The sequence below is a fragment of the Sphingomonas sp. CFBP 8765 genome (assembly GCF_014841445.1).
Classification (GTDB): Bacteria; Pseudomonadota; Alphaproteobacteria; order Sphingomonadales; family Sphingomonadaceae; genus Sphingomonas; species Sphingomonas aerolata.
The window spans coordinates 172,194-185,631 of record NZ_JACYTY010000006.1; the positions used below are offsets into that span (position 1 = coordinate 172,194).

At 66.8% G+C, this 13,438-nt stretch carries 10 protein-coding genes; 3 read left to right on the forward strand and 7 right to left on the reverse strand.

The window, feature by feature from the left end; genetic code table 11:
• Window positions 1-82 precede the first annotated feature (82 nt).
• The gene (locus IFT87_RS15855; protein ID WP_031440088.1) at window positions 83-1,858 is read left to right on the forward strand and encodes an ABC-F family ATP-binding cassette domain-containing protein; all 1,776 of its coding nucleotides are present in this window, start codon (window positions 83-85) and stop codon (window positions 1,856-1,858) included.
• A gap of 87 nt (window positions 1,859-1,945) precedes the next feature.
• Window positions 1,946-2,200 carry a hypothetical protein gene (locus IFT87_RS15860; protein ID WP_031440089.1) on the forward strand — a complete coding sequence of 85 codons (255 nt, stop codon included), beginning with the start codon at window positions 1,946-1,948 and terminating at the stop codon, window positions 2,198-2,200.
• 42 nt (window positions 2,201-2,242) lie between these two features.
• On the opposite strand, the gene IFT87_RS15865 is transcribed toward IFT87_RS15860, so the two are convergent.
• Genes IFT87_RS15865 through IFT87_RS15885 form a run of 5 tightly spaced genes read right to left on the reverse strand, consistent with a single transcriptional unit; the run spans window position 2,243 to window position 9,931 of the window.
• Entirely contained in the window at window positions 2,243-3,052 is an 810-nt protein-coding gene (locus tag IFT87_RS15865; protein ID WP_037529701.1) for an ATP-binding protein, read from the reverse strand.
• A gap of 38 nt (window positions 3,053-3,090) precedes the next feature.
• Window positions 3,091-5,115, reverse strand: a complete 2,025-nt coding sequence (locus tag IFT87_RS15870; protein WP_249403391.1) for a tetratricopeptide repeat protein — start codon at window positions 5,113-5,115, stop codon at window positions 3,091-3,093.
• On the reverse strand, window positions 5,099-6,478 hold the full coding sequence (gene prsR, locus IFT87_RS15875; RefSeq protein WP_192191219.1) for a PEP-CTERM-box response regulator transcription factor: 1,380 nt from the start codon (window positions 6,476-6,478) through the stop codon (window positions 5,099-5,101). Before prsR ends, IFT87_RS15870 begins: the two co-directional genes overlap by 17 nt.
• Window positions 6,475-8,535 carry an XrtA/PEP-CTERM system histidine kinase PrsK gene (prsK, locus tag IFT87_RS15880; protein ID WP_192191220.1) on the reverse strand — a complete coding sequence of 687 codons (2,061 nt, stop codon included), beginning with the start codon at window positions 8,533-8,535 and terminating at the stop codon, window positions 6,475-6,477. Before prsK ends, prsR begins: the two co-directional genes overlap by 4 nt.
• Before the next feature lie 7 nt (window positions 8,536-8,542).
• Entirely contained in the window at window positions 8,543-9,931 is a 1,389-nt protein-coding gene (locus IFT87_RS15885; protein ID WP_037530057.1) for a TIGR03013 family XrtA/PEP-CTERM system glycosyltransferase, read from the reverse strand.
• A 161-nt stretch (window positions 9,932-10,092) separates the two neighbouring features.
• On the opposite strand from IFT87_RS15885, the gene IFT87_RS15890 reads away from it, so the two are divergent.
• Window positions 10,093-11,169, forward strand: a complete 1,077-nt coding sequence (locus IFT87_RS15890) for a mannose-1-phosphate guanylyltransferase/mannose-6-phosphate isomerase (RefSeq protein WP_192191221.1) — start codon at window positions 10,093-10,095, stop codon at window positions 11,167-11,169.
• Between the two features lie 197 nt (window positions 11,170-11,366).
• Here the strand turns inward: IFT87_RS15890 and groL are convergent, their stop codons facing one another.
• A complete protein-coding gene (gene groL / locus IFT87_RS15895; protein ID WP_031394280.1) occupies window positions 11,367-13,013 on the reverse strand; it encodes a chaperonin GroEL in 1,647 nt (548 codons plus the stop codon).
• 103 nt (window positions 13,014-13,116) lie between these two features.
• The gene (groES, locus tag IFT87_RS15900) at window positions 13,117-13,404 is read right to left on the reverse strand and encodes a co-chaperone GroES (protein WP_031394281.1); all 288 of its coding nucleotides are present in this window, start codon (window positions 13,402-13,404) and stop codon (window positions 13,117-13,119) included.
• Between the last annotated feature and the right edge of the window lie 34 nt (window positions 13,405-13,438).

A 13,438-nucleotide genomic window follows, 5' to 3' on the forward strand; every position in this document is an offset into this window, starting at 1 on the left:
CAGCCTGTGAATGAGGGCGACAGCAGGACGACAGCATAGTGTAACTTGCCTGCGTCACCCGGCGACCCTAGGTGACCCGGACATGGCAGCACCTATTCTCGCATTCGAAGGCCTCGGCCTTGTCCAGGGTTCTGGATGGCTTTTTCGCAACCTCGACATCCATATCGGTCCGCGCGATCGCCTCGCGCTGATCGGGCGCAACGGCGCGGGCAAGACGACCTTGCTCAAGCTGCTCGGCGGCAGCATCGAGGGCGATGAGGGCCGCCGGACGATCGTCCCAGGCACGCGGGTCGTCATCCTCGAGCAGGAGCCCGACCTGCGCGGCTTTGCGACCCTGCGCGATTACGTGATGGGCGGCGACGATGCGCCGGTCAGCTACGAAGCCGACTCGATCGCCGATCAGCTCGGCATCGATCTGTCGCGCGAAGCCGCATCCGCCTCGGGTGGCGAGCGCCGCCGCGCGGCGATCGTCCGTGCGCTGGGGCAGGACCCCGACGTGCTGCTGCTCGACGAGCCGACCAACCATCTCGACATCGGCGCAATCGAATGGATCGAGGACTGGCTCAAGCGCTTCCGCGGCGCGTTTGTCGTGATCAGCCATGACCGTACCTTCCTGACGCGTCTCACCAAGCAGACCCTGTGGCTCGACCGCGGCGCGATCCGGCGTGCGGAGATCGGTTTCGGCGGATTCGAGGCGTGGACCGAACAGGTCTATGCCGAGGAACAGCGCCAGGCCGAGAAGCTCGACGCACGCCTGAAGCTGGAAGAGCATTGGCTGCTTCGCGGCGTCACCGGGCGGCGCAAGCGCAACCAGGGACGCTTGACCAAGCTGCACGAGATGCGCGCCGAACGCGCCTCGATGATCGGGCCGCAGGGTTCGGCCAACCTCGTCACCAGCAGCGATGACACCAAGTCGAAGGTCGTGATCGACGCGAAGCACGTCACCAAGGCGTATGGCGACCGGACGATCATCGGCGACCTGACGTTGCGCGTCACGCGCGGCGACCGGATCGGCATTGTCGGCCGCAACGGCGCGGGCAAGTCGACGCTGCTGAAGCTGCTGACCGGCGAGATCGAACCCGATGGCGGGACGATCAAGCTCGCCAAGACGCTCGATGCGGTCGTCATTGATCAGCAGCGCAGCCTGATGGCGCCCGAGAAGACGGTGCGCGAAGTCGTTGCCGATGGCGGCGACTGGATCGACGTGCTCGGCGTCCGCAAGCATATCCACGGTTATCTGAAGGAGTTCCTGTTCGACCCGAACATGGTCGACGCCAAGATCGGGTCGCTATCGGGTGGCGAGCGATCGCGGCTGCTGCTCGCGCGCGAATTCGCCAAGCCGTCGAACCTGCTCGTGCTCGACGAGCCGACCAACGATCTCGACCTCGAAACGCTCGACCTGTTGCAGGAGGTGATCGGCGATTATGACGGCACCGTCCTGATCGTCAGCCATGATCGCGACTTTCTCGACCGGACCGTGACGATCACGCTCGGGCTCGACGGGTCCGGGACCGTCGATGTCGTCGCCGGCGGATATGAGGATTGGGAAAAGCGCCGTGCGACCCAGACCAGCGGCAAGCGGGCCTCCAAGAAGGTCGCCGCGACCGCGCCGCCGGCCCCCGCGCCCCGCGCGAAACTGACCTACAAGGATCAGCGCGACTATGAGTTGCTCCCCAAGCGGATCGAGGCGCTCGACGCTCAGATCGCGAGCGATGCCGCAAAGCTTGCCGCGCCGAACCTGTACATGCGCGACAATGCGACCTTCGCCAGGCTGACCGCCGCGATCGAGGCGGCGCGCGCCGAAAAGGAGGCTGCGGAACTCCGCTGGCTCGAACTGGCGGAGCAGGTTGGCGAATAGCGGCAGCTAAACCGTTCCGAACCATTTGGAACTTGACACATGTTACCGCGTTGCAGCATCCCGCCATTGTACGTTTTGGAGAGTCTTATGAAGCTGAAGAACCTGACCGGTAGCGCGCTCGCTATCGCTATGATGTCCACGTCGGTTGCAGCCGTTGCTGCGCCTGCCAACCCTGCGTCGAGCCTGTCGGTTTCGAAGGCACGCATCGGTTCGGCAACGACCGGCAAGAACAAGGCTGCAGGCGCTGGCGTGATCGCCGGCCTGATCGCAGCTGGCGTCGTTGCGATCGGCGTTGTCGCCATCGTCAAGGACGACAACGACAACGATTCGGACAGCAACTAAGCTGTTCTGAGGGTCGGCGCTTAGGCGCCGGCCCTTTTTACGTTATTTGCTGATCGCGCGCCCGGACCGCCCCGCCAAGTCAACGATATACTGCCAGGCAACACGCCCGGAACGACTTCCCCGCTGCGTTGCCCATGTCAGGGCCTCGTCGGGCTGAAATGGCAGGTCGTGTAGCGCCGCATAGCCCGCGACGATCGCCAGATAGCCGTCCTGATCGACGGCATGAAACCCCAGACTGAGTCCGAACCGATCCGCCAGCGCCAGCTGGTCGTCGATCGAATCGCGTGGATTGATGGCACTTTCCTGTTCGGCGATATCGCGTGGCGCCAGATGCCGGCGGTTCGCCGTCACGGCCAGACGCACATTGGCGGGACGTGGCTCTGCACCGCCTTCGAGCACGGATCTCAGCACACGCGCCTCAGACGAAGTATCGATGCCGAGATCGTCGACGAAGACGATGAAGGCGCGGTCCACGGGTGCCAGCATCGCAAACAGGTCCGGCAGCGCGGTCATGTCGGCGATCTCGATCAGCGCGACATTGCCCTGTTCGGCCTGGACCGCGGCGACGACGCTTTTCACCAGCGCCGATTTACCGGTGCCGCGCGCGCCCCATAGCAGCACGTCATGCGCTGCGTGGCCGCGGGCGACCCGCCGGACCATGTCCAGCAGCAGGTGCTTCTGCCGATTGATGCCGATAAGCAGATCGAGCGGCAGCGGGGCGAAACCGCGGATCGGAACGAGCGACTGGTTGCGCCACACATAGGCGGGAAACGCCAGACAGTCCGCTACTGGCGGCGGCGGCGGCGAGAGGCGTTCGAGCGCGGCGGCGATCCTGTCGAGCGGGTCGGTCATCGCGCGGTCATGACGGCACCGCCGCCGTGCGACAAGGTCTAACGGAGCTGGGCGAGATGGCTGGCGATGGCGCGATCCCCGGGGGCCAGCGCTACCGCCTTGGTCAGCACCTGCCGCGCACCGTCCAGCTTGCCGACGCCCGCCAGCGCGATGCCATAGGCGTCGGTCGCCGCTGCATTCATCGGCGCAAGCGCATGGGCGGCGCGCGCATAGCGAACCGCTGCCGTATCTGCGCCGTCACGCGGCGCCGCCCCGGCATAGGCGCGCGCGAGATCTGTTAGCAGCCCCGCGTCACGATTGCCGATCCGCCGGCGCACCGCTTCGAGCGTCTCGATCGCCGCGGTCCAGTTGCCAGCCATCACGTGCCAATGGCCAAGAATTCGCTGGCCGGTCGGGCTCTGCGGATTTTGCGAAAGATACAGGGCCAGCGCGGTCGACGCCTGGCGTTGGCGCGAGACCCGGCTCAGCGCGTCGACCAGGCGCAGCATCGTCGGTTCGTCGAAGCTGAGATCCGCAGCACGCGCATAAAGCGGTACAGCGTCCGCGTAACGCCCCGTCACCGCAAAGGTGTCGCCCAGCGCCAACTGGGCGGCGGGCGCGCCGGGGCTTGCCCGCGCAAGGCTGCGCGCGCGGGCAAGCGCATCACCCGGCGCGCGCGCCTGGATCCGGCCACGGATCGCCGCCAGCAGCGCGCCCGGATCGCCCGGGGACTGCAGGATCGCCGCGTCGAGCGTGCCGACCTGATCGTCGATCGCGAAGGCCGTCGCCATCCCGGTGGCACCGCGGTTGGCGCGATCGAGATCCTGCGCCACAGCATCGCGCTCCCGATCCGTCGTTGCGGTAGCGGCTGCCGCACGCGCGAAAAGCACGAGCGCGTAGCTGTCGGCGTCCGCACGGGTGACGATCGGCCTCAGCACCTCCTGCGCGCCGCGCGGATCACCCGACCGCAGCAATGCGGCCCCCAGCAGCCGGCGCACGCTGACGTTGAGCGGCTGTTGCCGCGCGAGACCGCGCCACATCGCACCGGCCTGTTCGAACCGCCCCTCGGCATAGTCGAGCGCACCGCTAAGCAGGATCGCACCGGGCAGGCTATCGATCGCCCCACCGGTCTTCTGGAGCAGCCCGCGCGCGAGTTCGGTCCGGCCCGCGCGCGCCGCGAGCACCGCCTGGAGATATAGCGCCTGCGGGCTGCCGGGTCGCGCCCGCTGCGCGCGTCGCGTCGCCGCCAGCATGGCGCGATATCGCCCGGCATCGCCGAGCGTGGCGGCATATTCGATCAGCGCCGGATGATAATAAGCATCGCGTGCAAGCGCGCGCTCGAACCAGGGGAGTGCTGCGACCAGGCCGTACCGCCGGCGGACAATCTCGCCCTGCAACGTCAGCGCCGCGGGCTCATCCGGCAACAGCGCGACCGCACGCGTCGCAGCATCCGCGGCGGTACCGACATCGCCGATAGCCAGCGCCACGCGACCGAGCGCGGTCCAGTTGCGCCCGTCGCGCGGCTGCTCTGCTACCAGCCGACCAAGATCGGCGCGGGCTGCGGCGCCATTGCCCAGCAACGCCAAGGCGGCGGCGCGGATGCGGCGGGCATAGGCGGCCTGGCGCGGTGCGGCGCGGTCAGCCGCCTCGATCGCACCGACCGGGTCATTCTGGAGCAGCCGCGCCTGCGCCTGGAACGGGTAGAGCGTGGCGATCGCGATGCCGGCATCGCGCGCGCGGGTCAGTTCGGCCTCGGCCGCGAGTCCGTCGCCTAGTTCGAGCAGCGCGCGCGCAAGGACGACATGCGCAGGCCCGTTCGACGGTGCCGCCGCGATCGCCGCCTGTGCATTGGACCGGGCCGCGCTGTAATTGCCCGACTGCAACGTGATCCGCGCGTCGCGGAGCAAGCGTCGCGCATCGGGGGGATCGCGCCGCAGCGTCAGCAGCGTCGCCGTCCCCGCGACCGCCACCACGAGCAGCGCGATCGCCAGCAGACGGGCATGGCTCCGCGTGAACACACGCCGGCGCCGGCGCGCGCGTCCGCGCCGCAACAGCGGATATTGCGGGTCACGCATGGAGATCATAGCTTTTGAGCAGATCGTACAGCGTCGGCCGGCTGATCCCGAGCAGCCTGGAGGCGCTCGAGATATTGCCCCCGGCACGGCTCAGCGCTCGACGGATCGCCTTGCGATCCGCCACCTCCCTCGCCGCCCGCAGGTTCAGCCCGTCGGCCGTGTCGGCGGTACCGCCGAGGTCGAGATCGGCAGCGGTAATCAGCTTGCCGTCGGCCATGATCACCGCGCGCTTGATCCGGTTTTCGAGCTCGCGGACATTGCCCGGCCAGCTCCAGCCATCGATCGCCGCGCGCGCATCGGGGGCCAGGCCGGTCACGCCGGCATTCATCGTCCTGGCGTACTTCGTCAGAAAATGCCGCGCGAGCAGCGCCGCGTCGCCGCTGCGCTCGGCTAATGAGGGGATCCGGACAACGATTTCCGCCAGCCGATAATAGAGATCCTCGCGGAACCGGCCCGCCGCGACCATCGCGTCGACATCCTGATGCGTCGCGCAGACGATCCGCGTGTCGACCGGAATCGCCTTGCGGCCGCCGACCCGCTCGATCACCCGTTCCTGCAGGAACCGCAACAGCTTGACCTGCAGCGTCAGCGGCACGTCGCCGATCTCGTCGAGGAACAGCGTGCCACCCGCCGCCTGTTCGATCTTGCCCTCGGTGGTCTTGATCGCGCCGGTGAACGCCCCCTTTTCATGACCGAACAGCTCGCTTTCGAGCAACGTCTCGGGAATCGCCGCGCAGTTGATCGCGACGAACCTGCCCCGCGCGCGCGGCGACGCATCATGGATACCGCGCGCGAGCACTTCCTTGCCCGTTCCGCTCGCGCCCAGCAGCATCACCGCCACATTGGCGGGCGCGACCCGTTCGAGCGTCCGCGTCACCAGCGCCATTTCGGGCGAGGCAGCGATCACGCCGCCAAATCCCGCCCCGCCCGCTGCTACCCGCGCCGCAAGCCGCCGGTTCTCCGCCTCGAGGCCATGTACGTGGAACGCACGTGCGACGATCATCCCAAGCACGTCGATATCAATCGGTTTGGCATAGAAATCCCACGCCCCCTCCGCGATCGCGGTCAGCGCGCTTTCGCGGGCGCCGTGCCCGGACGCGATGATCACCTTGGTATCGGGTTTCAGCGCGAGGATTTCGCGCAGCGTCGCAAAGCCTTCGGTGACGCCGTCGGGATCGGGTGGCAGGCCGAGATCGAGCGTGACGACGGCGGGTTCGTGCGCACGAACCGCTTCGATCGCGGTGGCGCGGTCGCTGGCGACGACGATCTCATAGCCCTCATACGCCCAGCGCAGCTGTCGCTGAAGCCCTAGATCGTCCTCGACGATCAGAAGCACCGGGCGCGCCGCCGCCGGTGATGCCGATGTGCTCATGCCGCCGCCTCCATCGTATCGGCCGCCGGCAACGATATGCGGAACCGCGTCCCCTCACCCTCCCGGCTGAAGACACCGAGCGATCCGCCCATCGCCTCGACCAGTTGCAGAGCCTCGAACGCGCCGATCCCGAATCCCAGCGGCTTTGACGAGGCGAACGGCCGGAACAGCTGATGGCGGACGAAGCCCGGGCTCATCCCGCACCCCTGGTCGATCACGTCGATCGCGATGGTCGCGCCGTTCGCCGCGACCGCGACGACGATCGGAGCGTCGCGGTCGCTCGCTTCGATCCCGTTCTGGATCAGATGTTCCAGCACCTGTTCGAGCCGTGCCAGCTGCGCGCGGGCGAGCACCTGTCCGGTCGCCTGTGCCGCGATCGGATGCTGTGCGCGACGTGCGCCGACGACGCGGTTGACCAGCGCTGCGACATCGACCGGCTGGAACGGCTCGCTGGGGGCCGCGTGCGTTTGTGAAAGCCGGGCGAGCAGCGCATTCATGCGATCGGCGGAGTCTTGGAGTGTGGCGACCATGTCGACGCGGAACGCCGGATTGTCGGCGTGACGCTCTGCGTTGCGCGCGACCAGCGTCAACTGGCTGACGAGATTCTTGATGTCGTGCAGGATGAACGCGAAGCGGCGGTTGAACTCGTCGAACCGCTGCGCGTCCGCGAGCGCGGCATGCGCGCGGTCCTCGGCAAGGTAGCTCGCTGCCTGCCGGCCCGCGACGCGCAACAGGTCGAAATCCTCCCAGTCCAGCGCGCGATCGACCGGCGGACGGGCGAGAATGATCGCGCCGACCAGCGCACCGCCATGCACCAGAGGCACGATGGCCCAGGCGGCGGGGCATGCGCTCAGCCAGTGCGGCACGCTCGCGATTTCCTCCGCCGGGGCCGTGCCGCGTCGTACGGGGTCGAGCTCGATGATCCGCAGACTGAGACGAAGACGCTCGGCCAGCGCCCGATCCGACCTCGTTGCCGACACCGTCGTCATCTCCCAGTTCCAGGCGGCGGCGCTGCTCATGCCCAGGCCGTCGGGGACCAGCAAGAGACCGCCAGGGCTGTCGGTCAGGTCCGCCACCGCCTTCACGATCCGTCCGTCGAGCGGCGCGGCGCCGACACCCGGTGCGCCCAGCGTCTCGGTAAAACGCTGCCACTCCGCGCGATAGTCATAGCGATGGCGAAACAGGTGCTTGGCGATCTTCACCTTCATCCATGCGCGCAGCCACGACGTCGCCAGCAGCCCGAACAGCGCGGCGGTCGCACCGCAGATGATCGCGGTCTGGATCAGCCGCGCATGGTCCCCGCCATAGGTATCGGCGACGCTGGTCGCGACGGCGGTGATCCCGACATAGCTGATCACCGCGATCGCGCCGAGCGACCGGGTGGCGACGCGCCGCGACACCGCGAACGTCCAGTCGCCGCGACGGGTAACCGCGACCAGCAGGAGCAGCGCCATGCCGATCATCGCGACACTGCGTACGGCAACGATCTCAGGCATCCAGCGCGGCGCGACATAGGCGCTGACCGCCACCAACAGATCGACGCTCCACATGATCGTGACCGCGACCACGACCAGCCGTCCGCCGTGCCACGCCGCGTCGGGCGAGGCCCGTGCTGCCTGATGCAGATGATGGACCAGCACCAGCGCGCTGATCGCCACCATCATCCCGAACACGAGCCGCGCCGATTCGGTCTGTGCCTGCGCATCGGCATCCATCGGCACCAGTTCGAGGACTGCGAGCAGCGCGCCGATCACCGCGATCGCCACGACGGTCCCATAGACCGCACCCAGCGCGCGATTGCCGGTGCGTTCCCGGCGTACGAGCGCGAACATGAAGCCGAGCCAGGCGATGGTACGCGCGCTCTCGGCGATCCGGGTGCTGACATCGCGAAAGTCGATGCCCGAGACTGCGAGCGCCCAGAGTGTCGTCAGGACGAGCGGACCGACAAAAGCCGCGTTCGACCAGCCGCCGGCCGGCCGCTGCGCCTGCCTGAACACGAGCGCGCCGAACAGCAGCGCGGCCAGCGCGTGCGTCCACAGGATCAGCAGCGCGATCATGCCACGTTCAGCGCGCGCCGGTCGGCCAAAGGACGACCCGGAGCGTCTGCAACAGGATCAGCATGTCGAGAAAGGGCGAATAATTCTTGGCGTAATACAGATCATATTCGAGCTTGTGCCGCGCATCCTCGATCGATGCGCCGTAGGGATAGTTGATCTGCGCCCAGCCCGTGATGCCCGGCTTCACCATGTGACGCTCGGCGTAATAAGGCAGCTGGGTTTCAAGTTCGTCGACGAATTGCGGCCGTTCGGGGCGCGGGCCGACAAAGCTCATCTCGCCGCGGAGCACGGTCCAGGTCTGCGGCAGTTCGTCGATGCGGACCTTGCGGATGAAGCGGCCGATCCGCGTGATCCGGGGATCGTCCTCCGCCGCCCAGACCGCCTTGCCCGCAATCTCGGCATCCTGCCGCATCGAACGGAGTTTCAGGATGTCGAACCCCTGATTGTACAGGCCGACGCGCCGCTGGCGGTAGAAGGCGGGGCCGCGTGACTCGAGCTTGATCGCAAGCGCGGTGACCAGGATGACCGGCAGCGTGGCCGCCAGCAGGATCAGGCTGGCGACAATGTCGAACGCGCGTTTGAACACGCTCGACAGCATCCGGCCGCTGGCGAAACCGTCGGAAAAGATCAGCCAGGACGGGTTCACGCTGTTGAGATCGATCCGCCCGGTCTCGCGTTCGAGAAAGGTCGAAATCTCGATGACCTGGACGCCGGTCGTGCGGACACGGAGCAGATCCTTGAGTGGCAGCGCGTTGCGCCGCTCTTCGAGCGCGAGGACAACTTCGCCTGCGTTCAGGTCGACGATATGCGCCGCCAGGTTCGGGATGTCGGCGCGCGGAATCGCACCGTCGACCACGGCCTCCGCCTCGCCCATCGCGACGAAGCCCGCTGCGACGAAGTTGATCCCAGGCTGTTGCGACAGAGCGAGGATGCGTGCGGCACGATGGCCCGCGCCGAGCACGACGATCCGTCGCTTGAACGTGTCGCCGCCTAGAGCGCGGCCGAGCACCGCGCGGACCGTCACCAGCAGGACTGCGGCGATCAGTGTCGCATAGAGCAGGTTCGACCGCCAGAAGGTGAGCGCGGGGACCAGGAAGAAGATCAGCGACTGGAAGATCACGCCGAGCGAGAAGGCGACCGCGAGCCGCGCGGCGGCGAACCGCAGCGACAGGAACGAGGCGACGCCATAGGCACCGACCGCGACCAGCGCGATCTGCAACGCCGCGGCAAAGGTCGCAAGCTGGAGCACGCGCGTGTGGATCGGCTCGACCGCCATGCCGATCTGATGCGCGCGGACCACCCAGCCGATCTCCCCCGCCACGACCAGCAACACGGCGTCGACGATGCCGAGCAGCAGCACCGCATAGGGGACGTAGTGTTTGAAGAGCCTGATCATCGTTCGGCGGGATCCCGACAGGGTGACTGTAAACGCACCCGACACCTAGCTGTCTCTTTGCACCAATTCGCAAACAAAGGCTGAAGACCGCGCGCTGGCGGGGTGGTTTGCGATTGGAAGTCCCGGATTGGTCGTTATACGGTCTCCCGAGTGGAGGTCGCATGACAGTTCGAACGATTATACCCGTGATTCTGTCCGGCGGTTCCGGCACCCGGCTGTGGCCGATGTCGCGTCCCGAAATGCCCAAGCAGATGCTCGCGCTGACCGCGGACCAGACCATGTTGCAGCTGACCGCAGGCCGCGCGCAGGGCGAACGTTTCGCCGCGCCGATCGTCGTCGCCAACGCCGCGCACGCCGATCTGGTCGAAGCGCAGCTGGCAGACGCGGGCGCCGAGGCACAGGCGCTGATCCTCGAGCCGATGGGCCGCAACACCGCACCCGCGATCGCACTGGCGGCGATCGCCGCGGGCGAGACCGGTGCCGACAGCGGCGACGCGATGCTCGTCATGCCGTCCGATCACGTCATCGCCGACCTGCCCGCCTTCCACGCCGCGATCGCCGCGGCGTTGCCGATGGTCGCGCAGGGCTGGCTGGTGACGTTCGGCATCGCCCCCGACGCGCCTGAAACCGGCTATGGCTGGATCCAGGTCGGCGAGGAGCTGGCCGCGGGTGTCCACCGCGTCGCGCGCTTCGTCGAGAAGCCGCCGCTCGACAAGGCGGAGGCGATGCTGGCTTCGGGCGATCATGCCTGGAATGGCGGCATCTTCCTGTTCCGCGCCGATGCTTATCTCGCCGCGCTGGCGCAGCATGATCCCGGCATCCTGGTCGCGACGACCGATGCGATGAAGCTCGCCCGCCGCGAAGGCACGCGGGTCTATCCCGATGCCGAGGCCTTTGCCGCGTCGCCCGATGATTCGATCGACTATGCGGTCATGGAAAAGGCCGACCGCGTCGCGGTGGTGCCGGTGGCGATGGGCTGGAACGACGTCGGCAGCTGGGACGCGTTGCATGCGATCAGCGCGCGCGACGAGGACGGCAATGCGCATCGCGGCGATGGCGACGGCAGCGTGCTGGCGATCGACACGAAGAACTGTCTGGTGCGCAGCGACGGCGTCAAGGTCGCGCTGGTCGGGGTCGAGGACCTGATCGTGGTGGCGAGCGGCAACGACGTGCTGATCATGCCGCGGGGTCGCAGCCAGGAAGTGAAGAAGCTGATCGCGGCGATGAAGAACCGCTGAGGCTTTTTCGGCAATAGTGAGGACGGACAAAGGGCCGGGGATCGCTCCCCGGCCCTTTTGCTTTGGGTCGTCTTGGTCGGAACGGAGGACCGGCAAAGCCGGCCCTTTTCGTCGGACGGGACTGGAGGCTTTCGCCGTCCAGCCCGCCGGCCGTTCTGATTTCGTGTCGGGAGGAGCGTCGCTCCTCCCGTTCGAAATCAGAAGTCCATGCCGCCCATGCCGCCCATGCCGCCGCCGCCGCCCATGGGCATGGCGGGCTTGTCTTCGGCCATTTCGCTCACGGCCGCTTCGGTCGTGATCAGGAGGCCTGCGACCGATGCCGCGTTCTGCAGCGCGGTGCGGACGACTTTGGTCGGATCGATCACGCCGGCTTCCACCAAGTTCTCGTAGGTGTCGGTCGCGGCGTTGAAGCCGATGTTCGAGTCGTTGCCGTCGAGCAGCTTGCCCGAAACCACCGCACCGTCATGACCCGCATTCTGCGCGATCTGGCGAACCAGAGCGGTCAGCGACTTGCGAACGATGTCGATACCGCGAGTCTGGTCCTCGTTCGCACCGGTCAGGCCGTCGAGCACCTTGGTCGCGTACAGCAGCGCCGTACCACCACCGGGGACGATGCCCTCTTCGACGGCTGCGCGGGTTGCGTGCAGCGCGTCGTCGACGCGGTCCTTGCGCTCCTTGACTTCGACTTCCGACGAACCGCCGACCTTGATCACGGCAACGCCGCCGGCGAGCTTGGCAAGACGCTCCTGGAGCTTCTCCTTGTCATAGTCGCTGGTGGTGTTCTCGATCTGGCGACGGATCGCTTCGGTACGGCCCTTGATCGTCTCGTGATCGCCGGCACCGTCGACGATGACGGTGTTGTCCTTGTCGATCGTGACGCGCTTGGCGGTGCCGAGCATGCCGAGCGTGACGGTCTCGAGCTTGATGCCGAGGTCTTCCGAGATCATCTCGCCCTTGGTCAGGATCGCGATGTCCTCGAGCATCGCCTTGCGGCGATCGCCGAAGCCGGGTGCCTTGACCGCTGCGACCTTCAGGCCGCCGCGCAGCTTGTTGACGACGAGCGTGGCGAGTGCCTCACCCTCGATGTCCTCGGCGATGATCAGGAGCGGACGACCGGACTGAACGACGGCTTCCAGGATCGGGAGCATCGCCTGCAGGTTCGACAGCTTCTTCTCGTGGATCAGGATGTAGGGATCCTGAAGCTCGACGGTCATCTTCTCGGGGTTGGTGATGAAGTAGGGCGAGAGATAGCCGCGGTCGAACTGCATGCCTTCGACGACGTCGAGCTCGAATTCGAGACCCTTGGCTTCCTCGACGGTGATCACGCCTTCCTTGCCGACCTTCTCCATGGCTTCGGCGATCTTCTCGCCGACTTCACGGTCGCCGTTGGCCGAGATGATCCCGACCTGCGCCACTTCCTTCGAACCCGAAACCGGCTTCGAACGCGCCTTGACGTCCTCGACGACCTTGACGACGGCGAGATCGATGCCGCGCTTCAGATCCATCGGGTTCATGCCCGCTGCGACCGACTTCATGCCCTCGCGGACGATGGCCTGCGCCAGGACCGTCGCGGTGGTCGTGCCGTCACCGGCGATGTCGTTGGTCTTCGAGGCCACTTCGCGCAGCATCTGCGCGCCCATGTTCTCGAACTTGTCCTTGAGCTCGATCTCCTTGGCGACGGTGACGCCGTCCTTGGTGATGCGCGGTGCGCCGAAGCTCTTGTCGATGACGACGTTGCGGCCCTTGGGCCCCAGGGTCACCTTGACCGCGTCGGCGAGGATGTCGACGCCGCGGAGGATGCGCTCGCGCGCGTCACGACCGAATTTTACGTCCTTGGAAGCCATGTCAGCTACCCTTTCAAACGAATGTTGTGAATGTTGAGACGAAAACGGTATTTTTGAGCGCGGTCCGGACCAGCCCTAAAGGGCGATCCAGGCCACGTCGGCGTCAGCCGACGATGCCCAGAATGTCCGATTCCTTCATGATCAGCAGATCTTCGCCGTCGACCTTGACCTCGGTGCCCGACCACTTGCCGAACAGGATCTTGTCGCCAGCCTTGACGTCGAGCGGGGTGATCGTGCCGTTCTCGGCGCGGGTCCCGGTGCCGATGGCGACGACTTCGCCTTCCTGCGGCTTTTCCTTGGCGGTGTCGGGGATGATGATGCCGCCAGCCGTCTTCTCTTCGGCTTCGAGGCGCTTCACCAGCACGCGGTCGTGCAACGGACGAAAGTTCATGGGATCCATGTCCTTTAGGTTTGTGACAGATTTC